General features: G+C 63.2%; 25 protein-coding genes. 7 read left to right on the top strand and 18 right to left on the bottom strand.

Annotated features, from left to right (window positions below):
* Window positions 1-28 precede the first annotated feature (28 nt).
* The 3 genes from QN358_RS13575 to QN358_RS13565 all read right to left on the bottom strand — a co-directional run bounded on the left by QN358_RS13575 (window position 29) and on the right by QN358_RS13565 (window position 4091).
* Window positions 29-1156: an AI-2E family transporter gene (locus tag QN358_RS13575; RefSeq protein ID WP_136641520.1), complete on the bottom strand. Its 1128-nt coding sequence runs from the start codon at window positions 1154-1156 to the stop codon at window positions 29-31.
* An 86-nt stretch (window positions 1157-1242) separates the two neighbouring features.
* The gene (locus QN358_RS13570; protein ID WP_323512703.1) at window positions 1243-2250 is read right to left on the bottom strand and encodes a tetratricopeptide repeat protein; all 1008 of its coding nucleotides are present in this window, start codon (window positions 2248-2250) and stop codon (window positions 1243-1245) included.
* Window positions 2247-4091 carry a hypothetical protein gene (locus QN358_RS13565; RefSeq protein WP_136641518.1) on the bottom strand — a complete coding sequence of 615 codons (1845 nt, stop codon included), beginning with the start codon at window positions 4089-4091 and terminating at the stop codon, window positions 2247-2249. The genes QN358_RS13570 and QN358_RS13565 overlap by 4 nt, the downstream gene beginning before the upstream one ends.
* A gap of 122 nt (window positions 4092-4213) precedes the next feature.
* On the opposite strand from QN358_RS13565, the gene QN358_RS13560 reads away from it, so the two are divergent.
* Window positions 4214-5269 (top strand): AI-2E family transporter, encoded by a 1056-nt coding sequence (locus tag QN358_RS13560; RefSeq protein WP_136641517.1) that lies wholly within the window; start codon window positions 4214-4216, stop codon window positions 5267-5269.
* On the opposite strand, the gene QN358_RS13555 is transcribed toward QN358_RS13560, so the two are convergent.
* From QN358_RS13555 to QN358_RS13510, 10 genes are all read right to left on the bottom strand, one after another.
* Complete coding sequence (locus QN358_RS13555) at window positions 5266-5991, bottom strand: alpha/beta hydrolase (RefSeq protein WP_136641516.1); 726 nt, start codon at window positions 5989-5991, stop codon at window positions 5266-5268. The genes QN358_RS13560 and QN358_RS13555 overlap by 4 nt on opposite strands.
* Window position 5992: 1 nt before the next feature.
* A complete protein-coding gene (locus QN358_RS13550; protein ID WP_136641515.1) occupies window positions 5993-6310 on the bottom strand; it encodes a hypothetical protein in 318 nt (105 codons plus the stop codon).
* Between the two features lie 55 nt (window positions 6311-6365).
* Complete coding sequence (locus QN358_RS13545) at window positions 6366-7004, bottom strand: lytic transglycosylase domain-containing protein (RefSeq protein WP_323512702.1); 639 nt, start codon at window positions 7002-7004, stop codon at window positions 6366-6368.
* Between the two features lie 24 nt (window positions 7005-7028).
* A complete protein-coding gene (locus tag QN358_RS13540; RefSeq protein ID WP_136641513.1) occupies window positions 7029-7655 on the bottom strand; it encodes a DivIVA domain-containing protein in 627 nt (208 codons plus the stop codon).
* Window positions 7656-7664: 9 nt separating this feature from the next.
* On the bottom strand, window positions 7665-8621 hold the full coding sequence (locus tag QN358_RS13535) for a phosphatidate cytidylyltransferase (RefSeq protein ID WP_237280295.1): 957 nt from the start codon (window positions 8619-8621) through the stop codon (window positions 7665-7667).
* 12 nt (window positions 8622-8633) lie between these two features.
* Window positions 8634-9188 (bottom strand): ribosome recycling factor, encoded by a 555-nt coding sequence (gene frr / locus QN358_RS13530; protein ID WP_136641512.1) that lies wholly within the window; start codon window positions 9186-9188, stop codon window positions 8634-8636.
* A 45-nt stretch (window positions 9189-9233) separates the two neighbouring features.
* Window positions 9234-9959: a UMP kinase gene (pyrH, locus tag QN358_RS13525; RefSeq protein ID WP_136641511.1), complete on the bottom strand. Its 726-nt coding sequence runs from the start codon at window positions 9957-9959 to the stop codon at window positions 9234-9236.
* Between the two features lie 98 nt (window positions 9960-10057).
* A complete protein-coding gene (gene tsf / locus QN358_RS13520; protein WP_323512701.1) occupies window positions 10058-10885 on the bottom strand; it encodes a translation elongation factor Ts in 828 nt (275 codons plus the stop codon).
* Between the two features lie 136 nt (window positions 10886-11021).
* Window positions 11022-12038 (bottom strand): 30S ribosomal protein S2, encoded by a 1017-nt coding sequence (gene rpsB, locus QN358_RS13515; protein WP_136641509.1) that lies wholly within the window; start codon window positions 12036-12038, stop codon window positions 11022-11024.
* Window positions 12039-12268: 230 nt separating this feature from the next.
* Entirely contained in the window at window positions 12269-13780 is a 1512-nt protein-coding gene (locus QN358_RS13510) for a sugar porter family MFS transporter (protein ID WP_323512700.1), read from the bottom strand.
* Window positions 13781-13963: 183 nt separating this feature from the next.
* Here QN358_RS13510 and QN358_RS13505 point away from each other — a divergent pair, with 183 nt between their 5' ends.
* Window positions 13964-14563 carry a M23 family metallopeptidase gene (locus QN358_RS13505; RefSeq protein ID WP_323512699.1) on the top strand — a complete coding sequence of 200 codons (600 nt, stop codon included), beginning with the start codon at window positions 13964-13966 and terminating at the stop codon, window positions 14561-14563.
* A 96-nt stretch (window positions 14564-14659) separates the two neighbouring features.
* Here the strand turns inward: QN358_RS13505 and QN358_RS13500 are convergent, their stop codons facing one another.
* From QN358_RS13500 to QN358_RS13485, 4 genes are all read right to left on the bottom strand, one after another.
* Window positions 14660-15604, bottom strand: a complete 945-nt coding sequence (locus tag QN358_RS13500) for a tyrosine-type recombinase/integrase (protein WP_323512698.1) — start codon at window positions 15602-15604, stop codon at window positions 14660-14662.
* 31 nt (window positions 15605-15635) lie between these two features.
* Window positions 15636-16547, bottom strand: a complete 912-nt coding sequence (locus QN358_RS13495) for a phosphodiesterase (protein WP_323512697.1) — start codon at window positions 16545-16547, stop codon at window positions 15636-15638.
* A gap of 63 nt (window positions 16548-16610) precedes the next feature.
* Window positions 16611-17987: a DNA-processing protein DprA gene (dprA, locus tag QN358_RS13490; RefSeq protein ID WP_323512696.1), complete on the bottom strand. Its 1377-nt coding sequence runs from the start codon at window positions 17985-17987 to the stop codon at window positions 16611-16613.
* Window positions 17984-18616, bottom strand: a complete 633-nt coding sequence (locus tag QN358_RS13485) for an ATP-binding protein (RefSeq protein WP_323512695.1) — start codon at window positions 18614-18616, stop codon at window positions 17984-17986. Before QN358_RS13485 ends, dprA begins: the two co-directional genes overlap by 4 nt.
* A gap of 23 nt (window positions 18617-18639) precedes the next feature.
* Here QN358_RS13485 and QN358_RS13480 point away from each other — a divergent pair, with 23 nt between their 5' ends.
* Window positions 18640-20139 carry a recombinase family protein gene (locus QN358_RS13480; protein WP_323512694.1) on the top strand — a complete coding sequence of 500 codons (1500 nt, stop codon included), beginning with the start codon at window positions 18640-18642 and terminating at the stop codon, window positions 20137-20139.
* Here the strand turns inward: QN358_RS13480 and QN358_RS13475 are convergent.
* Window positions 20102-20752 carry a hypothetical protein gene (locus tag QN358_RS13475; RefSeq protein WP_323512693.1) on the bottom strand — a complete coding sequence of 217 codons (651 nt, stop codon included), beginning with the start codon at window positions 20750-20752 and terminating at the stop codon, window positions 20102-20104. The two genes, QN358_RS13480 and QN358_RS13475, sit on opposite strands and share 38 nt — an antisense overlap.
* Before the next feature lie 273 nt (window positions 20753-21025).
* On the opposite strand from QN358_RS13475, the gene QN358_RS13470 reads away from it, so the two are divergent.
* From QN358_RS13470 to QN358_RS13455, 4 genes are all read left to right on the top strand, one after another.
* A complete protein-coding gene (locus QN358_RS13470; RefSeq protein ID WP_323512692.1) occupies window positions 21026-21256 on the top strand; it encodes a hypothetical protein in 231 nt (76 codons plus the stop codon).
* A gap of 46 nt (window positions 21257-21302) precedes the next feature.
* The gene (locus QN358_RS13465; RefSeq protein ID WP_323512691.1) at window positions 21303-21542 is read left to right on the top strand and encodes a hypothetical protein; all 240 of its coding nucleotides are present in this window, start codon (window positions 21303-21305) and stop codon (window positions 21540-21542) included.
* 206 nt (window positions 21543-21748) lie between these two features.
* Window positions 21749-21973: a hypothetical protein gene (locus QN358_RS13460; RefSeq protein ID WP_323512690.1), complete on the top strand. Its 225-nt coding sequence runs from the start codon at window positions 21749-21751 to the stop codon at window positions 21971-21973.
* Window positions 21973-22155: a hypothetical protein gene (locus QN358_RS13455; protein WP_323512689.1), complete on the top strand. Its 183-nt coding sequence runs from the start codon at window positions 21973-21975 to the stop codon at window positions 22153-22155. The genes QN358_RS13460 and QN358_RS13455 overlap by 1 nt, the downstream gene beginning before the upstream one ends.
* The last annotated feature ends 51 nt before the right edge of the window (window positions 22156-22206 follow it).

Here is a 22206-nt window from a genome sequence, read left to right as displayed (position 1 = left end):
AGATGTGTATAAGAGACAGGGTGTGAGGCTATTTGGCGTCTTGCTTCGGGAAGACGACCTTCTCGATGACGATGATGGCTGAGGCGGCGATGGGGATGGCGACGAGCGCTCCGAGCACGCCACCGATGGTTCCGCCGGCGACGGCGCCGATCACCACGACAGCACCCGGCACAGAGACCGCGCGGTTCATGATGCGCGGGCTGAGCACGTATGCCTCAACCTGCATGTAGACGAGGTAGTAGATCGCGGCGGCAATGGCCGTGGCCGGAGAGGCGAACAGGCTGATCAGTACGATGATCACCGAACCGGTGACGGTTCCCACCAGCGGCACGAGCGACAGCAGAAATGCGATGAACGCCAGCAGCACGGGCAGCGGTGCCCCGATGACGGTCAAGAAGACGAAGCTCAGGATGCCGTTGACCAACGCGAGCGCAATCTGGCCTACTACATACCGCCCCACCGCCTGGGTGATCTGTTCGGTGATCTCGGCGAAGCCGCTGCGCTTCGTGGCCGGAACGAACCGGTACACCACGCGCTTCATCGAGCGGATCGAGGCCAGAAAGTACAGCGTCAGAATCAGCACGATGACCGACCCTGTGACCCCGCTCGCGACCCCAGCACCCACTGCGAGCAGGCCGCCGCCCACCGAGAGGATCTTGTCGGGGCTCAGAAAGCTCTGCACGTTCTTGATGACGTCGTCGACACTCACCACGCCGCTGAGCTGCTGTTCGAGGTCTTTGACCCACTGCTCACCCTGCAGGGTGGTGATGTACGACGGAAAGTTGTTCACGAGGTTCGTCGTCTGCGACACGATGATGGGGATGATCGTCAGCAGCAACGCTGCGAGAATCACCACCACGATGCCGAACACGATGCCGATGGCGAGCGGCCGGGGCATGCGCCGGGAGAGCCGTGACACGAGCGGGTCGAGGCCGAGCGCGATGAAGAGCGCCACGCCCACATAGATGAGCACCGTGCCGAGCTGCGTGATCAGGCCGCCGATGACCAGCGCAACCAGTACGCCGAGTGCGCCGAGCAGGCCGATCTTGAAGGCATTCACCTGCGCGAACGCCTCAGACCCCTGCGACACGACCTGCACCTCGGGTGACACCTTCGCCGGCGAAGGCACCTCAGCACGTTTCTTCAGAATGCTCATGAGATGACCCTATTGCCCCGGCTGTGTATCGCACGCACATCCGTGCCGACGATTGACAAGCGCCGCCGGTGGGTCTAGACCGGGCCTCAGTACAGAAGCATGGTCAGCCTGCGGCGCGCTGCGGTGACCCGTGCGTCGTCGGTACCGACCACCTCGAACAGTTCGAGCAGCCGGGCCCGCAGCACGTCTTTCGTTGCCTGGTCGGCTTTCGCGAAGAGCGTGAGAATACGATCGAACGCGTCGTCGACGTGCCCACCAGAGACATCGAGATCGGCGACCAGCAGCTGGGCATCCATATCGGTGGGGTTGGCGGCGCCGGCACTACGGATCTCATCGAGCGACTGGCCGTCGAGACGGTCGAGCAGCTTGACTTGGGCAAGACCCGCCATGGCGAGGGCGTCGCGGGGGCTCTGCGCGATGGCCTTCTCGTACTCGGCGATGGCGCCCTTGTAGTCGCCACGGGAGATCGCGTCGAAGGCTTCGGCGTGGTGGGGCGGCAGCGGCTCCTCGACGGGCTCTGCGGCCTCGCCGTCACCATCAGGGCCAGCACCCGGCAGCCCGCGCCCATCGGCCGGTACAGCCACGCCGGTCACGCCGTTCTGCACGCCGAGCTGGGCGACCTGTTCGAGAACCTCCCGAATGCTCTGCTCGGGCTGCGCGCCTTCGAATAGTGACACCGGCCGCCCACCGATGATGGCAGCGACGGTCGGAACCGTCTGGGCCTGAAACGCCGCAGCGAGCTGCGGGTTCGTATCGGTTTCGACCCGAACGAGCACGAACTGGCCGCCGTATTCGAGGATGAGTTTCTGCATCAGCGGCGCGAGGATACGCGACCCGTCAGACCACGAAGCCCACAGTTCGACGACGACCGGCACCGCGTTCGACAGCTCGAGAATCTGCGAGAAGGTGGCGTCGGTGCCGTCGAGCAGCAGGCTCGGCACGCTGACGCCAGCGCCGGGCTCACCGGCGGGGCCGCTGGCGACGCCGGATGCCGCGGCCCCGGCTGCCTGGGCACCGGGAGCCGGGCGGTTCACGAGCGACGAGAGGTCGACGGCACCCCTCAGGCTTGCGGCAGAGGGGGGAATCTGGCTCACGGCAACTCCTTGGCTGACAGCAGTCCTTGGGCGAATCCCAGAAGTTTCACCTTCGAGGTGTCGCCCGACGGCGGAATGTAGAACAACAACTGGTAATCGTAGATCGCTTCGGTGCCCTTGGTGGTCGACGTCACGCCCGACGCCGCCGTGACAGCGCCCTGCGTGGTCACCGTGGCACCGGCCTCGACGACCTTCACCACTTCGGATTCCCGGATGTTCAGGGCCACGATGGCGCCCGACTGGTTTGTGGCGAGAGCGATGCTCTGGCCGAGGCCCGCAACCTTTGCGAAGTCGATACTCGCCGTGTTGGCGAGCCCCGCCTTCTTCGCATTCTTGTAGTCGACCCCCACGCTGGTGCGGAGCGTATCGCCGGTCGCATCGAACTCGGCGAACGTGGGGCTTGCCGAACCCACCGCCAGGAGGTCGGCGTAGCCGCTGGCCGCCTGTGCCGGCGTGATGGAGAGGAGCTTCGAGTCGGTGCCGAGGCGCGACGTGCCGACCGAGGCCGGAGCGACGGGCGGCAGGGTGGTGTCGGGCTCGAGCGCGATGGCGTAGTAGACCTTGTAGGCGCTTCGCGGAGTCTCTTGGATGAGCATCAACGACAGCGGGGCAACAGTGGTGTCAGCCTTGTTCTCCACAATGGTGAAGACCGTTCGCGGCCACGTGTCGGTTGCCTGCGGCAGCACGACAGACGACGGCCCGGTGGGCACGGCCTGCGGGGCGGGGTAGCTCGCATCAGTGGCACGAATCTTGTACGTCTCGGTGCGGAGATCGAGCGCGGGCCCGGTGAACCTCGCGGCGAGGGCACCCGCGTCCGCGGCCGCATCGGACGCGGTGGCGGTCTGCGAGATCTTCGTGAGAATTGTGTTGAGCTGCTCCTCGGAGACAGCGGGCGGCGGGCCGGAGTCGGGGGTGGGCACCGGCGTGGGCGTAATGGTGGCGGTGCCGGTTGGCGTCGGGGTCGCCGTGGCCGCCGGGGTCGAGGAGACAGCCGCAGTTGAACCGGGAGTAGGCGTGGCCGTGTCAGCGATCGCTGACGGCAGTGACTGGATCGAGCATCCGGCAAGCGCCAGCGAACCGAGAAGCACGGTCGGCACTGCGATGGCGATCGACCGGGAGATCGACCGACGGCCGCGTTTCACGCCCGATTCGATGGCGTTGTGCCGCGACGACGAGAACCGCTTGCCACGGGGAAGCGCCGGGGGCTTACGCCTCGGGCCCCTCGACTTCTTCATGTGGGCGAGCCCCAACAGCAGCAGCACCAGCCCGACGAGCACGAAGAACGCCCCGGCGAGCAGCAGTGGCACTGCGAACGGCGTGCTGTTGTCGAGCGGCCACGAAATGCGGATCGATGACGGCGCCTCGGCTGTGCCATCGTCGGCGACGATCATCGAGTACCCGGCCGGCAGGCTGAACGTGCGATTGAGTGAGCTGTCACTTGTGTACTCTTCGAGCCACAGGTCGGAGCCGGCGGGGTTGGCCGACCCGCTCGCGACGTTTGCGGCCCCCGTGGTGGCGGCGGCGACAACGCTCGATGAGAGCGACTTCGTGGTCGAGTCGACCGCGACGGTGTCGTAGGCCGACCCGTTCAGCCACGCCTTCACATCGGCCGTGCGGCCGTAGGCGGCGAAGACCGTTTTGCTGCCGGAGAGCGAAATGGTCTGCGCGCCCGAGTGGGACTGCAGCACATCGCTGTCGATGAAGAGGTACGGCAGAGGCGACGACTGGGTCGTCTGAACGCTGAGCGACGAAGGGGGCAGAAGCACCGTACGCTCAGCGATGCCGATACCGATGAGCGCCGTCGCTATGACGAAGGCGAAGATGGCAAGAATAAATCGCACGTGAGAACTCCAGACAAGACATTAAAAGATAGCCCATCGCGCTTGTGAAGGCTCCCAGACTTCGCTGGCCCCTACAATTAGGCTACTCCCCGACAGGTCTGGGGGCCTGCAAGGGAGTGGCAGTGAAGATCAGGAACGCATTCACCCTGGGGCTCGTGGGCACGCTGGGTGTGGGCCTCGGTATTCTCATTCTGTTCGCCATCAGCAACCTCGCCACGGTTCTCACCTACGTCGGTATCGCCGTCTTTCTCGCCCTCGGCCTCGACCCGCTGGTGTCGTGGCTCGAACGTAAGCGGTTCCCGCGGAGCCTGGCCATTCTCATCGTCATCGTCGGAGTTGCCGGCATCATCACCGGTCTTGTCTTCGCCGTGCTGCCCATCATCGTCGACCAGCTGACGCAGCTCTTCGGCCAGATTCCCCCGCTGCTCGCACAGCTGCAGTCGTCGAGCTGGGCCTCCGACCTCACCACGAGGCTCGGCGGCTACGTCGACGTTCAGGCCGTCGTCGATGCCGTGACCAAGTATCTGCAAGACCCCGGCAACATCACCACCATTGCCGGTGGTGCGCTCGCCATCGGCGTCGGCATCGCAAACGGCGTGTTCGGCGTGGTGATCGTATTCATCCTCACCCTGTTCTTCACCGCGAATCTGTCAGCGATGAAACGCACGGTGTACCTGCTTGTTCCTGCGTCGAGCCGGGAGCGGTTCGCCGACCTCGGCGAGCAGGTCACCGATGCGGTGGGGCGCTATGTGATCGGCCAGGTCACGCTGGCCGCGTGCAACGGAGTGCTGAGTTTCATCTACCTGTCGATCATCCAGGCACCCTACGCGGCCGTGCTCGCCTTCATCGCCGGCATCCTGTCGCTCATTCCGCTCGTCGGAACCATCTCCGGGTCGGTCATCATTGTGCTGATCTGCCTGATTCCCGGGGTGGGCTCACCGGCGACCGCGCTGGCGGCGGGCATCTACTATCTCGTCTACATGCAGGTTGAGGCATACCTTCTCAGCCCGAACATCATGCGACGCGCGGTGTCAGTGCCGGGGGCGGTTGTCGTCATCGCAGCGCTGGCGGGCGGCTCACTGCTCGGAGTGCTCGGAGCACTCGTTGCCATCCCCATCGCCGCGTCGATCATGCTGATCGTCAAGCAGGTCGTCATTCCGGCGCAGAACGAGCGCTAAGGTCCCTCGACGGTCTCGGGCAACGGCCATGCAGCCGGGTTCACGCGGGCGACGATCTCGTTCAGAACCCTCTTGGTCTGCGTCTCGCCCACCCAGAGATGTTTGCCACCCTCGACCACCACCAGCTCGGCCTCGGGTACTACGGCGAAGCGGTCGACCGCCTCCGCCGGCCGCAGAAAGTCGTCGAACTCAGGAATGAGCGCCACCAGCGGCACCCCGGCGTCGGCCCACCGCGCAAGCTCAGCCTCCGTGGTGCGGTGAAGCGGCGGTGAGAGCAGAATCGCTCCATCGATGGGGTGGTCGAGCCCGTATTTCAGGGCAAGCTCTGTACCGAACGACCAGCCCACCAGCCACGGGTGCGGCAGCTGGCGTTCGGCGACGAAGGCCATTGCAGCGGCGACGTCGAACCGTTCATCCACGGCCCCATCGAAGCTGCCGTCACTCGTGCCGCGCGGTGACGAGGTGCCGCGGGTGTTGAAGCGCAGCACGGCCAGGTCGGCGAGGGCCGGCAGCCGGGCGGAGGCCTTTCGAAGGATATGCGAGTCCATGAACCCGCCAGCGGTCGGCAGAGGGTGCAACATGACGAGTGTCGCCACCGGGGCGCCCGACTCGGGCAGGGCCAGCTCGCCGACCAGCGTCAGACCGTCGGAGGTGTGCAACTCGATGTCTTCCCGCAGGGCAGGAAGTAATGTCGAGCTTCGAATCTCGATGGCGGGGGTCATGTCAGAAACCGATCTTCCAGCAGTGAGTGTGCCAGTGCCGCCGGGCCGCCAGGTCGCTGGCGTCACCCATGACACCGTCAGCCCGCCACGTCACGAGGTGGGCAGTACCCGGCACGATGGTCTTCGAGCATCCGGGGCAGACGTATTCTTTGGTGGCCTGCAGCGCTGAGATGGGCTGAACGTTCCAGTCGCCGCCCCGACGGTGCTCCACCGTGCGCCAGCCTGTCATCGCGCGTTCGAAGCTCTCGCTCTCGTCGGCGTCGCTCTGCCCCTGCCCCTGGCCGCGAACGGGTCGGCGGGGGCGATTGCTGCGAGGCATACCCTCCAGTCTACGATCAGCGAACGGGCGACATCAGACGAAGGCGGCAGCGGCTCTAATACCAGCCCTGGTCTTCGGAGTGGCCCCAGGCGCCGCAGGGGGTGCCGTAGCGGCTGGTGATGTAGCCGAGACCCCAGGTGATCTGCGTGGCGGCGCTGGTCTGCCAGTCGGCACCGACCGAGGCCATCTTGCCGCCCGGCAGAGCCTGTGGAATACCGTAGGCGCCGCTGCCGGCATTGTATGCCGACACATTCCAGCCCGATTCGCGGTTGAACAGGGAGACGAGGCACGAGTACTCGTCTTCGCCCCAGCCCTTGGCCACGATCATGTCGTGGGCGATCGCTTTGGCTGAGCCGGGGTCGGGCGTAGCAGCTGACGGCGCCGACGAGGCGGTCTTCACGGCGACCACGACCGGGGGCGGGGGCGCTGCCTTGGTCGAGTAGCCATCTCGGCTGACGGCGTTCTCGTATCGGCCCGACGAGAGAGCCTGAGTCGGGAGATTCGACGTGTCTTTGATCGTGACAGTGAAGTAGGCCGACGCCGTGGCACCCGTGTACGGGTCGACCGCGGTGATCGCCACGAAGGCGACAGCGGCCAGAAATCCGAACCCCTGAAGCGCGAGGCGGCTTTTATCGAGCGGCGCGCGGTGCTGACGAGGTCTCGGCACCCGACGTTCGATCTGATGTCTACCCACGATGAGTCGACTGTAGCAGTGGGCTCAGCGCACCGACAACATCACGTCGACGACGGCGTCGAGAACGGCATCGACCTGACCCTCGCTGTACCCACCGAGCTTCGGCCGGAAGACAGCGGAGCGCACGTCTCCCACCGTCACAGCAGCACCCGACCGAAAGTACGCGACGATCGCATCGCAGAAGGTGTCGACGTCACTGCGGTTGTAGCCACCGCTCAGCAGCCCGGCACGCGTGAACCGCCTGCCCTTCGGCCGTTCGAGGCGGGCGAGAAGTTCTCGCGCACGCTCGCGGCTCTGCGCGTACCACTGTTCTTCGCCAACAGCACGCTGGGCACGGGCGCGCTCACGCGCCGAGAATGCCTCTTCGAGTCGCTCGAGTGCGGCATCGACGTGCACCGTCGAATACCCGCTCTTCTGCAGGCCGAAGGATGCCTGACGGATGGTCTGCGAGTCGATGACGCCGGCAGCACCCGCTGCACCTGCACCTGCTGCACCTGCATTCGCGCCCGCACCGATGTCGCCCGTGTCGCCCGGCTCGGTGAACATGCCCTTGGCCTCGTATGCAGCGCGGGCATCCGCCAGGAACTTCTCCACCTCGTAGACGTTGTAGCCGAGCTGTGGGCGACGGGCATGCGGAAAGGTTTGACTCACGAGACCACGCTAACGGAAGACGATGAACAGAACATATGCGGCGGCGGCAGAAGGCAGCATCGAGTCGAGTCGGTCGAGAAAACCGCCGTGCCCGGGGAGCCAGGTGCTCATGTCTTTGATGCCCATGTCGCGTTTCAGCAGCGATTCGGCGAGGTCGCCGAATGTGGCGGTGGCCGTGATGACGGCACCCAGAATGAGCCCGAACCACCAGGGCCGGTCTAGCATGAAGACCCCGAGCACGACCCCCGCTATGAGAGCCAGCCCCGCGGCCCCGGCGAAGCCCTCCCACGTCTTCTTCGGACTGATGCGGGGTGCCATCGGATGTTTGCCGAAGTTCAGCCCCGTCACGTACGCACCCGTGTCGACGCAGATGACCACAAGCATGAACGCGAGCACCCAGAACTGACCACTCGGTTTTGCGGCCAGAAGTATGGCGATGCTCCCAAGGAACACGACGTACACCTGCACGAAGATGCCCGATGAGAGGTCTCTCAATACGGCGACCACACCACCGCGATGCGACGGGCTCACCAGCTGAGCGAGCCGCCAGACGCACACGAACAGCGCGCCACCCAGCAGCGTCAGCCACTGGCCCGCCTCGCCGAAGTAGAACGCGGCGACCGCAACCGCAGCACCAGAGACAACGGTGGGAATCAGCGGTACGTGCCGGCCCGACCTTTTCAGCGCACCGACGAGCTCTGCCGAGGTGATGCACACCAGAATGCCCACGAAGATGAAGAAGAGAACTTTGAGAAAGATCAGGCTGAAGAGCATGATCAGACCAAGGCCGAGGCCGATCGCGATCGCACTGACCAGATTGCGGCCGGTGCGCGCCGTGATCTTCTCGTTGGCCTCTTCGAACTGTTCGCGCCTCGCGCGAACACGCTCTTCGAGTTCGGCGCGCGTGATTCCCTGCGAAGAGCGTTTCGGTTTCGCAGGGCCGCCCGCACCCGAATCGATAGTCACAGTTTCTGAGACCTAGATTTCCAGCAACTCGGTCTCTTTGCGCTTCAAGGCGTCGTCGATTGCATCGACCACTGACTTCGTCGATGCTTCGAGTTCTTTCTCCGCGCGGGCGACCTCATCGTCTCCGACCTCGCTCTTCAGGGCATCGAGATCGTCTTTGGCCTTGCGCCTGATGTTGCGCACCGAGATCTTGCCATCTTCGGCCTTGACCTTGACCACCTTCACGAACTCCCGACGACGTTCTTCGGTGAGGTCGGGCAGGGTGACCCGAATGATGTTGCCATCGTTTGTGGGGTTCGCACCGAGGTTCGGCATGTCACGCAGGGCCTGCTCGATGTCGCGCAGGGCACCCTTGTCGTACGGGGTGACGATGATGGTGCGTGCCTCGGGGTTCTGCAACGAGGCAAGCTGTGAGAGCGGCGTCGGTGACCCGTAGTAGTTGACCAGAACCTTCTGGAACAGGGCCGGGTTCGCCCGGCCGGTTCGCACCGTCGAGAAATCTTCTTTCGTTGCTTCGAGCGCCTTCTTCATTCGCTCAGCGGCATCGGTCAGTACATCGGCAATCACAGTGACAACTCCTTATATCGGCAACAGTTTAGTTCGAAAGCCTGATCACTCGTGCGAGGTGTGAACCAGCGTGCCGATCTGCTCGCCCAGAATCGCGCGGGTCACATTGCCCTGCGGCTCCATACCGAACACCATCATCGGCATGCGGTTGTCCATGCAGAGGCTGAACGCGGTCGAGTCGACCACCTTCAGTTCCCGCTGCAGCGCGTCGATGTAGGTCAGCCTGTCGATCTTCTTCGCGTTCGGGTTCGTGCGCGGGTCGGAGTCGTAGACGCCGTCTACACCGTTCTTCGCCACGAGAACCACGTCTGCGCCGATCTCGAGGGCACGCTGCGCAGCCACCGTGTCGGTCGAGAAGTAGGGCAGACCTGCCCCGGCACCGAAGATGACCACGCGGCCCTTCTCGAGGTGGCGTTCGGCACGGCGCGGGATGTACGGCTCAGCCACCTGCGTCATCGAGATGGCCGACTGCACCCGCGTCGCCGCCCCGGCCTGCTCGAGAAAGTCTTGCAGTGCGAGGGCGTTCATCACGGTGCCGAGCATGCCCATGTAGTCGGCACGCCCTCTATCCATTCCGCGCTGTGAGAGCTCCGCTCCGCGAAAGAAGTTGCCGCCGCCAACCACAATGGCGATCTCGACGGTCTTCGCTGCTGCGGCGATCTCGCGCGCAAGCTCGCTGACTACATCGGGATTCACACCCAGTGAGCCGGCCCCGAAGGCTTCACCCGAAAGTTTCAGCAGAACTCGTCGTCTACCGGTCGCTTCTGACATCGAATGGTTGTCCTTCCGTCGCTTCCCGGTGTTCAGGCTACCGGTAAACAAAAAGCCCCGACACCGTTTCGGGTGTCGGGGCTTTCAGTGACAGGAGGTCAGGCGCCGACCTTGAAACGGGCGAACCCGGTCACGGTCAGGCCGGCCTCGGCCAGCACCTTGGCGACCGACAGCTTGTTGTCTTTCGCGTAGTCCTGGTCGAGCAGGGCGACCTGCTTGAAGTACCCGGTGAGACGACCCTCGATGATCTTGGGCAGGGCCGCGGCGGGCTTGCCCTCGTTCTCAGCAATCTCGGTGACGATCTTCCGCTCGGCCTCAACGGCGTCAGCAGGAACATCGTCGCGGGTCAGGTACTCGGGGTTGGCGAACGAGATGTGCTGCGCAATGCTGCGAGCGGTCTCGGCGTCGTCACCCGTGTAGCCGACCACAACGCCGACCTGCGGGGGCAGGTCTTTGCTGGTGCGGTGCAGGTAGATGGCGAACTTCTCGCCCTTCACCTGTGCCACGCGGCGCAGTTCGATCTTCTCGCCGAGAATGGCGGCCTCGTCGGCGATGACCTCACCGACGGTCTGCGAGCCGGCCGGAGCGGCAAGCGCAGAGGCGGCGTCGGTGGCCTGGGCTGCAGCGGCAGCATCCAGAACCTTCTCGCTCAGGTCGATGAACTTCTGGTTCTTCGCAACGAAGTCGGTCTCGCTCGCGAGCTCGATGAGGGTGGCAGTACCAGCCTCTTCCTTCGCGGCGACGAGGCCCTCGCTGGTGGCACGGCCTTCGCGCTTGGCGACGCCCTTCTGACCCTTGAGGCGCAGAATCTCGATGGCCTTCTCGATGTCACCATCGGCTTCGACCAGTGCGTTCTTGCTGTCTACCATTCCGGCGCCGAGACGGTCGCGCAGAATCTTCACGTCGGCAACGTTGAAATTTGCCATAGTGCTACTCACTCCTTGCTAAATGGCTGTGCCCGAGTCACCCCGGGCACAGCTGATCAATGTTCAAACCCCAGCGAATCACTGCCGCCGAGGATTTATTCGCGGGCGATGCCTCTCAGGCATCGACGCCATAAGGTCAGACGGTCTGCTCGGGGTCGACGGTGCGAGCCTCGGCTACCGGGTGGGCGACGGGCTCACCGATGGCCTTGCCGATGAGTTGCGCGTCTGCGTCGTTCTCCTCGGTGTTGGGCTCTTCGGCCAGCTCGGCCACGTCAGCCTCGATGACAGCGGCGTCGGCCTGGGCGGCCTCGACGACAGCTGCATCGGCACCTTCGGTAGCGAGCGTCTCAGCAACGGCGGTCTCGGTCTGCTCGAGTTCGACGGTCGACGCCTCGAGAAGCTCGCGCTCCCACTCGGCGAGCGGCTCGACGGCAGACACGTTGCCGGTCTCCTCGGGCTTCTGGTGACGCTGGATGAGGCCCTCAGCGGCAGCGTCAGCAATGATGCGGGTCAGCAGACCGACCGAGCGGATGGCGTCGTCGTTGCCCGGAATCGGGTACTGAACTTCGTCGGGGTCGCAGTTGGTGTCGAGAATACCGATGACGGGGATACCGAGCTTGCGCGCCTCGTCAATGGCGAGGTGCTCCTTCTTGGTGTCGACGACCCACAGGGCCGACGGGGTCTTCGTGAGGTTGCGGATACCGCCGAGGCTCTTGTGCAGCTTGTCGAGCTCGCGCTTCTTGATGAGCAGCTCTTTCTTCGTGAAACCGCTCTTGGCGGTGTCTTCGAAGTCGAGCTCTTCAAGCTCTTTCATGCGGGCAAGACGCTTCGACACCGTCTGGAAGTTGGTGAGGAGCCCACCGAGCCAACGCTGGTTGACGTAGGGCTGGCCGACGCGGGTCGCCTGCTCGGCGATTGCTTCCTGGGCCTGCTTCTTGGTGCCGACGAACAGAATCGTGCCGCCGTGGGCGACGGTCTCCTTGACGAAGTCGTAGGCCTTGTCGATGAAGCCGAGCGACTGCTGAAGGTCGATGATGTAGATGCCGGAACGCTCGGTGAAGATGAAGCGCTTCATCTTCGGGTTCCAACGGCGGGTCTGGTGCCCGAAGTGCACGCCGCTGTCGAGCAGCTGGCGAATGGTTACGACGGCCATGGCCGTACTCCTGTTCTATGGCCCCCGGGCACGGATGCACGGCAGGAGCCAAATCGGTTTCTCAGTGACGGCCGGATGACCGTCTCACCTGGTGCCCGGCACAGACCCGCCCGCGCGAAATAACTCGCTCGAGACCGAAGGGTTTGGCGGCCGATGGGCACGCGTAGTCACCGCTACGAGAGCGGTGCTACGAAAAGGATACCACCGTTCGGGCGCTGCGGTGCAGCCTTCTACGCAGAGGCCTTGAGGGCGGCGGCGGCCTTGGCGGCTCGGCCTCCGCGATCGACCTTCAGATCATCCATGCTCTCAAGAGAACGACCCTTCGTCTCAGGAACCGCAAAGAACACGAAGACGAATGACAGCAGGGCGAAGAACGCGTACATGCCGTAGGTGAAGGGCAGCGAGAATGCCGAAAGCGCCGGGAACGTCTCGGTGACGGCGAAGTTCGTGAGCCACTGCGCGGCGGCGGCGATGCCGAGCGCCTTGCCACGGATGCGGTTCGGGAAGATCTCACCGAGCAGCACCCACACGAGCGGGCCCCACGTGGCTCCGAATGAGATCACGAACAGGTTGGCGGCGACCAGCGCGATCGGGCCCCACGCACCGGGAAGCGACGGGGTGCCGTTCACCTGAACCGACTGCGCAAACGAGATGGCCATGACGCCCAGCGACACCACCATGCCGATCGAACCGATCAGCAGCAGCGGGCGTCGGCCGGCCTTGTCGACCGTGAAGATGGCCACGAAGGTCACCAGCACGTTCACCACGGCCGTCACCACCGAGATCGTGAGCGAGGTGCCCGCGTTGCCGGTGTCGAAACCGACGCTCGACCAGAGAGAGGTCGAGTAGTAGAAGATCACGTTGATGCCCACCAACTGCTGGAACATCGACAGCAGGATGCCCACCCACACCACCGGCAGCAGGCCGAACAGCTTGCCGCGAAGGCTGGCGGTTCGTGCGTTCTCCTTGTCTTCACGAAGCGAGGTCTCGATCTCGTCGAGGGCTCCGTCGACTTCGGCCCTCGGCATCACGCTGGCGAGCACCGCTCGCGCATCGTCGTGACGACCCTTGCCGGCGAGAAACCGAGGCGACTCAGGCAGGCGCCAGGCCAGCAGGCCGTACACAATGGCGGGAACGGCGCAGACCACGAACATCCATCGCCAGGCGTCGGCACCGAAGAAAAGCGGGCTGTTGGCGTCGCCTGCGGCGTTGGCGAGAATGGCGTCGCTCAGGAGGGCGGCGAAGATGCCGAGGGTGATGGCCAACTGCTGCAGCGAGCCGAGGCTGCCGCGCACGCGCTTCGGCGCGATCTCGGCAATGTACGCGGGGGCGATGACCGAGGCGATGCCGATCCCGAGACCGCCGAGCACCCGCCAGAGAATCAGGTCGGTGACCGAGAAGGCGAAAGCCGAGCCGATGGAGCTGATCAAGAAGAGCGCGGCACCGATGAGCATCACGGGGATGCGGCCGAGGCGGTCGGCGATGCGGCCGGCGAAGTAGGCGCCGATGGCGCAGCCGAGCAGGGCCGAGGCAACGGCGAACCCGGCGAGGAACGGCAGTTGGTCGAGGCCGAAGTCACTCTTGATGGCATCGACGGCACCGTTGATGACCGAGGAGTCGAAGCCGAACAGAAAGCCGCCGAGTGCCGCTGAGATCGAGAGCGCGATGACCTTGCGGTTCAGCTTGCGCTGCAGGGATTGGTCTGTTTCGCCAGACCTCGTTGTACCAGCTGTGTCAGACATGTCGTACCCCTTTTAGGACGTGTAATACGTGTGTCGTTCGCGTGAGATGCCACGCGATCTTCGCTATTCACGAGGAGAACCTGTGTGCAGGTTGTCTCCCTCACATACTCGATCTTGGCACGGGTTCTCACAGTTGATGACTTTCGGCGGTGGGGGTTGCGTGTTCGCAGCGAGAGTGGGCGCATGAAAATACATGGGCTCGGGTTGCTGGTTGTGGTGATGTTGGTGGCGGGCGCGGCGGGGTCGCTCGGCGGGGCTGGCGGTGTTCTGGTGCCCGGGGTCGGGGGTGTTGCGGAGGTTTCGGGTGATGGGGGTGTTGGCGTGGGGCTGGTGAGCGCGATCGGCCCTCCGGGCGAAGCCGCGTCTGCCTTCCGGGCAGAATGGCCGGTGGCAGAGCCGCACGTGCTGCTGCGCGCGTTCGCCGCGCCGCCGACGGCATTTGCGGCAGGGCACCGCGGAATCGACATCGCAGCCGATCCCGACGAACAGGTCGTCGCACCCGCGGCCGGAGTCGTCACGTATGCGGCGGTCGTGGTCGACCGGCCCGTCGTCTCGATCGACCACGGCAACGGGTTCGTCTCCAGCCTCGAGCCGGTCACCGCCGTCGTCTCGCTGGGGCAGACCGTCGTCGCCGGCCAGCCCATCGGATCGGTCGCGGTCTGGTCGCACTGCGCCGTGAGCTGCATCCACTACGGCGTGCGACTCGACGGGCAGTACGTGTCGCCGATGCTCGTTCTCGCGTCGGTTCCGCGGGCAGTACTGCTGCCGTTCGGCGGTGGGTGACGGCCGGGCCGCGACGGGCCCTGGGGGTCGGGTACGAATGGTACGGCGCGCGGGGCTTGAGCGCAGTGGGTCAGGCGCGGGGCTTGGGCGCGCGGGTCAGGCGCGCGGGTGGGCCGCGAGGTAGCTCTGCCGCAGGCGTTCCGTCGTCACGTGGGTGTAGATCTGCGTTGTGCCGAGGCTCGCGTGGCCGAGCATCTCCTGTACCGCACGCAAGTCTGCTCCGCCGTCGAGCAGGTGCGTCGCTGCCGTGTGGCGGAACGCGTGCGGGCCTTCCGGGCCAGACCCCGGAAGCTCACGCAGCAACCCCGACACAAGCGTGTAGACCGCACGAGTGCCGAGCCGGGCACCGCGCTGGTTCAGCAACAGCGCCCCCTTCGCAGCCGGAACGGCGGATCGCTCGAGAAGGGCCGGGCGACCGCGGTGCAAGTACTGCACGAGCGCCTCCCCCGCCGGCCCCCCGAACGGAACGACCCGCTGCTTCGAACCCTTTCCTGTCACGAGTACCGTGCGTCGGTCGAGATCGAGATCGTCGACATCGATTCCCACGAGTTCGGAGACGCGCAGCGCCGACGCATAGAGCAGCTCGACGATGACCAGGTCACGCTGGGCGAGTTCTTCGCCCTCTGACGCACGATCTTCGAGCCGGTCGAAGATCGACTGCATCGATGCACGGCTCAGCACGCGGGGCAGCGAACGGTCTGGTCGGGGCGCACGCAGGCGTGCAGCCGGGTCGATCGCCTGCTGATGGGTTCGCGACAGCCACGCAGAGAAACTTTTGACCGTTGCAGAGCGCCTGGCCAAGGTCGCTTTCGAGAGCCCCTGGTTCGACGCCGCCCATAGCCAATCACGCAACAGTTCGAGCGTGATCTCGAGTTCCGGTTGCGGTTTGGCTTCCGAGCGCGCCTCGGCTGCTGCACGCTGCTCGGCGAAGGCTCGCAGATTGGCCAGGTCAGACCGGTACGAACGGATGGTGTTGGCCGAGTAGGCACGCTCGAACTCGAGGTGCAACAAGTAGTCGCTCATCACGCGTTCGAGGTTCACCCGTCAAGCATGCCGCTCAGCATCCGTTTCGTCAGGCTGTCGGCGAGGTGTGGCGAGAGAATGCCTCCCGCTGCTCCGCGGGGCCGAGCGCTTGGATCTCGGCCACGAGCTCGTCGGGAAAGTTGTTCACCGTCTCGAAGTCGCCGATGGGCACCACCGAGTGCACAACCTGGTTCTCGTACACATGCACCAGGTTCATCGACTGCCCGCCTCCGACCCCGGTGAGGCTGCCGGGGTGGGCCGTGATGTCCATGGTGTAACACGTGGCCGCCCCCACCGAGACCGGTATGCCGGCGAAAAGCGAGGTGGTCGCGTAGTGCAGGTGACCGCCGAGAATTCCGCGCACATCGGTGCCACGGATGACGTCGGCGAACCGCGGCTGGTCTTGAAGCTCGAGAATCGGCATCAGCGGCAGCGACGTGGGGATCGGTGGATGATGCAGAGCGATCAGCGTTCCCTCTGGTGCCGCGACCGCGAGCGTCTCTGCCAGCCAGTCGAGCTGCTGCAGGGTCAGTTCGCCGTGGTGGAACCCCGGAACCGACGTGTCGAGCGCGATCAATCGCAACCCACCGAACCAGAACACCCGGTCGACCGGTGCGCTGCTTGCCGGTTCGCTGCTCACCGCTTCGCCGAGCAGGTCGGTGCGCATGCGGGCCCGGCTGTCATGGTTGCCCATCACCCAGACCAGCTCTGCTCCCATCCGTTCAGCGGCAGGCTCGACGATCTCTCGAATACGCACGTACGCGTCAGTCTCCCCGAGATCGGTGATGTCTCCCGTGAAAACCAGAGCGTCGAACCGGATGCCCGACCCCTCGAGCTGCGAAAGTGCTCGCTTGAGCGTGGCGTCGGTGTCGACCCGGCCGTACAGCTTCGCGCTGGCCGCCACGAAGTGGGTGTCGCTGAGGTGCGCAATGACGTGAGTGGGAGTGTCGTTCTCTGGCATGCCTTCATCTTCGCAGCAGGCGCCGACATCAGGTCTCAGACCGTGGCTTTCAGACCGTGGCTTTCAGACCGGCATCCGCCTGCCCCCAGCGGCGCGCCAACCCCCGACGTCTTCGAGCACGCTGCCTTCGAGTTGCAGCCCTCCGAGAACCGACTGCACCCGCGAGACACTGAGACCGGCGCGGCGAGCCACATCGTCGGTGGGGCGCGCCAACTTCTTACTGAGGGCATCCAGAACCCGCAGTTGCTCGGCGCTCGGGCGATCGCTGTCGGCCGTGTCATCGGGTTCAGCGCCCTGGAACATGCCCACCATGCCCACCACGTCGTCAGCAGATGTGACACAGACCGCTGCATAGTCACGAAGCAGACGATGGCAGCCCGCCGACGACATCGACGTCACCGGCCCCGGCACAGCGCCGAGGGGACGGTTGAGTTCGTTGGCATGGGCGGCGGTGTTCAGCGAACCGCTGCGCCTGCCAGCCTCGACCACCACCGTTGCCTGCGAAACGGCAGCGATGAGCCGGTTGCGCTGCAGAAACCGCCACTTTGTCGGAGGCGACCCGCACGGCAACTCGGAGACGACAAGCCCCACCTCACTGATGCGTTTGAGCAACGAATCGTGCCCACTCGGATAGAACCGGTCTACCCCTCCCGCCAGAAAAGCCACGGTCAACCCCGAACTGGCGAGCGCCGCGCGATGGGCCATTCCGTCGATTCCGTAGGCGGCACCTGACACAATGCCCCAGCCGCGATCGCTGAGCCCGGCAGACAGTTCCATGGCCATGTGCTCCCCGTATCCGGTGGCCGCGCGGGCGCCCACCAGCGCGACGGAGTGTTCGATGCCAGCGATGGCTGAGGCAGGGCCGCGCACCCAGAGTGCGAGCGGCTCGTGCCCACCGAGGTCGGCCAGCGACGACGGCCACAGGTCGTCGTCGGGGGTGAGCAGTCGCGCGCCAGAGTGGTGGGCGAGACGAAGCGAGGTGAGCGCCGAGTTCGCCGCCAGGCGGGGCATCCATCGTTCTATTGCCTGAGTGAGGGCCTTCTCTGTCAACTCGTCGGCCTCACCACCGATTCCCCCACCACCAGTTGTCTCATCGCCGCCCGCGATCACCCGTTCGAGAACGGCCCTGGGTGATGCCCGCTCGACCAGCAGAGTGAGGCCGACGCTTGCCCCGAGGGCCCCGACAAGGGCTCCCGCCGTCACGTCACCGGGTTCGGCGAGCCCGCTCCACGTGGCGCGCGCGAATCGCTCCGCAAGTGCCACCGTGTCGATCTCGGGCCGCGCTTCGGCCTCGGCTTCGACCTCGGCAGCACCCGCACCCGCACCCGCACTTACGTTCACAGCCCCGGCCGCGGCACCCGCTCCCCTCGGCGCCCCGACGCCGCTCACGCCGAGCACCGCCTCGATCACCAACTTCTCGTCCAACGAAAAAATGCTCATGCTGACATCGACTTTCTGAGGTAGAGGGCCCGCCCCACGTGCTCCGGGCTGGGCTGGTCGGCGCCGTCGAGATCGGCGAGGGTCCATGCGACGCGCAGAATGCGGTCGTAGCCGCGCATGGTGATGCCGCCGCGCTCGAGAGCACGATCGAGCACTGCGGTGAACGAGTGCGGCAGGCGCTCGGGCCCGCTGCGCAACCACTCGCCGGGAACCTGGCTGTTCAGCGTCCACCCCGTGCCCTCGAGACGCCGCGCCATGCGCTCGCGTGCCAACTCCACGGTTCGCCTCGCCTCGACGGTCGTCAGTCGGGGCTCGGTATCGCCGAGCCGCAGCTCGACTGCGGTGACGCGCCGAACCTGAACCTGAATGTCGATGCGGTCGAGCAGCGGGCCCGACAACCTCGCGAGATAGCGCCGTCGAGTGTTCGGCGAGCAGGTGCACTTCGATTCTGCGGCACCGTATTGGCCGCAGGGGCACGGGTTCGCCGCCAGCACAAGCTGAAAGCTACCGGGGAACCGTGCGACTGCGTTCGCTCGATGAATGCTGATCACCCCCGACTCGAGGGGCTGCCGAAGCGCGTCGAGCACACTCACGGCGAACTCGGGTGCCTCATCGGAGGATATTGACAACCTCCATGAAGAGGCGCATAGTCATGGGCGAAACCACCCGCATGAAATCCCAGATCAAACCAACTATTGAGAACAAGGACCGCCCGAATAGAGCGGCTATTTACGTTCGAATTAGCAGGGACCGCGTAGGCGCTGGACTTGGTGTGGAGCGTCAGGAAGACGACTGCCGCGTTCTGGCTAAGCAGATGGGACTGGAAGTCGTTCGCGTGCTCGTCGACAACGACATAAGCGCATACAGCGGCAAGAAACGACCTGGGTACATGGAACTTCTGAGAATGATCCAGTCAGGCGAGATTGACACAGTCATCGCTTATCACACCGACCGATTGCACCGTCGGCTTCGTGACCTACTGGACTATACGGACGTCGTAGAAAAAGCGGGTACGAAGACTATTACCGTCAAGGCTGGCGACATTGACTTGTCCACTTCTCAAGGCATCACGTTCGCTCAGCTATCAGGAGTTATTGCTGAGAGCTTCGTTCGCACTAACACAGAGAAGCTTCAACGAGCCAAGCTTCAAGCCGCCCAGTCAGGTCTATATAGAGGTGGGCAACGTCCGTTTGGCTGGGACGACGGAGCAATGGTCGTTCGAGAATCTGAAGCGGCAATCGTTCGCGAGATGACGGAGCGATTTATAGCCGGAGACTCATGGCGGACCATTGGACGCATCTTGAACGAACGTGGGGTGAAGACAACCCACGGCAAGATGTGGAACGCAGTAAAGGTTCGGAACGTAACCATTCGCCCACGCAACACTGGTTTGCTTGATCACAACGGGCTTGCTCAGTACGAAGCACAGTGGGAGGCAATCATTGATAGAGAGACTTGGTCGCAGCTACAGACAGCTATTGAAGTAAGCCGATCTCTTCACACCCAGCGCGGTCCTGGACGACGGTATCTACTGAAAGGTTTTGCTTTTTGCGGACTCTGCGGAAATGAACTCAATATCTACAGTGGTCACCGCGATATGAAAGGTATTTATATTCCGTCCTTTGGTTGTCGCAGTGACGATGAAGAACGCGGCAAGATCGGTTGCGGTGGAGTCCGCCGCGCTGTGGCGCCCCTAGACGACCTTGTTATCGAGTCAGTCCTATATCGACTTGAAACAGACGAACTAGCGAAGCTTATCGACGCAGGTGAGGGTGAAGCTCCCCGACTTCGGGTTCTACTAAACGAGCGGCGATCCCAAGGCATTCGTCTACAAGAGGTGCTCACGCTTTATTCGCGAGGCGACTTGGACTTCGTTGAATACTCTTCGGCTAAGACGCAAGCTCAGTCGCGCCTTGATGAACTAGACAACCAGATCAGTTCTATTTCTCGACACAGCGTGCTCTCAAGCATTCCGCTCGGCGTCACTCTTCGTGAAGCTTGGGACGCTGGAGATCTTGAATGGAGGAGGCAGCTCGTCGCGCTCGTCGTTGATCGAGTTGTTGTACTGCGTCGCGATCCCCATGCTCCGAGGTCTCGCTATAAACAATGGATCTTTAATCCGTCTGACGTTCGGATTGAGTGGAGGGCGTAGCCTGCCTACGCATCTCCCCTACCCGGGAGCGTAAGCCGAAGAAGAGGTCAATAGGTTTGCTATCGGGCTTGTACGCCACCAGAGCTTCCAATATTTGGTCAATGCTTGCAACATCAACTTCATGTTGCTCTTCAAGCTTCTTAAGCCTTTTACGGATGACCTGAAGATCAATTTCTACGCCGTCTTCTTCCTCTTCGGAGATGGAATCCACCTGATCAGCCAAAACGTCGTCGAAGTATTGCGCTAGTAGCTCAGCGCCCAACTGCTCATGCCTAATGAGAGTTCTGTGGCTCATATCACCGCGCTCGGCGAGAAAAGATTGACGCCGATCAGTGAGGGTCGCTCCGTCGCCATCGATCGAGTTCACGTATGCCTGAATGAACCGGTTCTTTGGCGCGATCTCAATCGCTTCCCCCAACAAGCTGAGGAACATTGACTGGAACTCTTCGGGGGAAGCGCCTTCCATTCCGTCAACCTGATCTAGCTCGAAAACGGTGACGTATTCGGCTGGGACCCGATCTATCGGCGCTGTCACCTCATCGTCATAGGCGTACTGAGACCATTTGCGCAGCATCTCTGCTCGTGCCTTGACCTTTGTATCCGATAGCGGCATTTCTATCCCCTCGTTGACGACTCTGACAATTCTACCTGTAATTATAGGGGCGTCAATCTGACATGTTGCTTTGTCATGCAAATTGCATTAGCGTCTCATTCACGCCCCACTAAACGGCGGTAGCTAAATGAGAGGCACTGATGAACAGGGCAGAAGTCTTCAAAGTGACGCAGCCGGCAGTCGTTGAGTCTCTGGACAAAACGATTGGCGAAAGGCGCCGATACACACCCGTTTCAAGCACTGAGCCCGTGAGCAAGAGAGGCAGTCAACCAAGTGCCGAAAAAGATAACAAGCAAATCCAAACCACCCGAGGACATCAGCGCGGGATTGGAAGTGCTGAGGGACTACGCGAACTTCCCGCATAAACAAGTCGACGTGCACGAGCAACATCGACGCTTTCGGGTGGTCGTGACACATCGCGATCAATTCGGAAATATCACCGGCACGACTGAACAAATCGAAGAGACCGAGGTCTTCGAACGAGACGGTCTCTGGGCTAACTAGCCCCCACTACTGCCCAGCTACTACCAAACAGAAACGGAATAGTGAAATGAACTGGAACCAAGAAACACCCGCAGGCGATCTACTCATCATGCTCATTGCGATCTTTGGCGTCATCGCTTTCATCGCGTTTTGGATCTGGATGGGCAAGCGCCTCGTCAAGTCCAATCGACGACAGCGGAAAGAACAAATCCGACGTATGGTGCTCCAGGACTACCAAGATCAAATCGATCTACAGAATGTTGCGCGCGAGATTCTTGAGAAGTTCGGCGAAGGCGAGGTCGCCTGATGCTTCACTTCCTTCTCTTCTACGACATTTTGCCAGCGCTGTTTCTTCTATCCATTCGTGTGTTTCTTGTGAATCAGTACGTCCGGGTTGTGGATTGGGCAAAGCCAGATCCTCGACAAACGCCGGACGAAGAAGACGCGCGTGAACAGCCTTGACGCGTACGCCATTGTCGATGAGCACGAAGCCCCCGGTAACGGAGTCGAAAGATGACGATCGTAACCGTCACTGTTTTCGCTTTCCTTATTGGGAGCGTTTGCGGAGCTGCCTTCTGGCATGTCTGGCTCCGAAAGTTTCTCGTGCAGATCCTTGAGGATGATCGCCAAGCCAAGCTCGACCGACTCACTAAGAAGACAGTGAAAGATCGCTTGATCAGAGATGAAGTTGTCGACCGCATCGTGAGTGCAGAGCTAGAACGCCGAGGCATCGTCTAGTGGTCAAGAAGCTCTGGGAGTTCCTCCTGGTGATGGTGGTCGCTGTAGTCGCGATCACCGTCATCGGGCAGGCGCTAGCCCAGTACTACGCACAGATCGCCATCGCCGTCTCGATATTGGTAGTGACTCTCATCGCTTGGATGGTCTACCGCATCGCAACCAAGTCCAACCGCTACCGATGAGCATCTTTTAATAAAAGCTCATTCATGTCACAGTGATTGCAAATGCTGTGG

Origin of the sequence: Subtercola sp. RTI3 (genome assembly GCF_035018625.1) — a bacterium.
In the GTDB taxonomy this organism is placed as follows: domain Bacteria; phylum Actinomycetota; class Actinomycetes; order Actinomycetales; family Microbacteriaceae; genus Subtercola; species Subtercola vilae.
Note: the sequence above shows the minus strand (reverse complement) of the source record. Positions and strands in the feature narration are given on the sequence as shown.

Bases quoted from the DNA above. Each gene is read 5' to 3' on its own strand.
- QN358_RS13575 (WP_136641520.1), bottom strand. From the start codon at position 1,156: ATGAGCATTCTGAAGAAACGTGCTGAGGTGCCTTCGCCGGCGAAGGTG.
- QN358_RS13555 (WP_136641516.1), bottom strand. From the start codon at position 5,991: ATGACCCCCGCCATCGAGATTCGAAGCTCGACATTACTTCCTGCCCTG.
- QN358_RS13550 (WP_136641515.1), bottom strand. From the start codon at position 6,310: ATGCCTCGCAGCAATCGCCCCCGCCGACCCGTTCGCGGCCAGGGGCAG.
- pyrH (WP_136641511.1), bottom strand. From the start codon at position 9,959: ATGTCAGAAGCGACCGGTAGACGACGAGTTCTGCTGAAACTTTCGGGT.
- tsf (WP_323512701.1), bottom strand. From the start codon at position 10,885: ATGGCAAATTTCAACGTTGCCGACGTGAAGATTCTGCGCGACCGTCTC.
- rpsB (WP_136641509.1), bottom strand. From the start codon at position 12,038: ATGGCCGTCGTAACCATTCGCCAGCTGCTCGACAGCGGCGTGCACTTC.
- QN358_RS13510 (WP_323512700.1), bottom strand. From the start codon at position 13,780: ATGTCTGACACAGCTGGTACAACGAGGTCTGGCGAAACAGACCAATCC.
- QN358_RS13505 (WP_323512699.1), top strand. From the start codon at position 13,964: ATGAAAATACATGGGCTCGGGTTGCTGGTTGTGGTGATGTTGGTGGCG.
- QN358_RS13495 (WP_323512697.1), bottom strand. From the start codon at position 16,547: ATGCCAGAGAACGACACTCCCACTCACGTCATTGCGCACCTCAGCGAC.
- dprA (WP_323512696.1), bottom strand. From the start codon at position 17,987: ATGAGCATTTTTTCGTTGGACGAGAAGTTGGTGATCGAGGCGGTGCTC.
- QN358_RS13480 (WP_323512694.1), top strand. From the start codon at position 18,640: ATGGGCGAAACCACCCGCATGAAATCCCAGATCAAACCAACTATTGAG.
- QN358_RS13475 (WP_323512693.1), bottom strand. From the start codon at position 20,752: ATGCCGCTATCGGATACAAAGGTCAAGGCACGAGCAGAGATGCTGCGC.
- QN358_RS13465 (WP_323512691.1), top strand. From the start codon at position 21,303: ATGAACTGGAACCAAGAAACACCCGCAGGCGATCTACTCATCATGCTC.
- QN358_RS13460 (WP_323512690.1), top strand. From the start codon at position 21,749: ATGACGATCGTAACCGTCACTGTTTTCGCTTTCCTTATTGGGAGCGTT.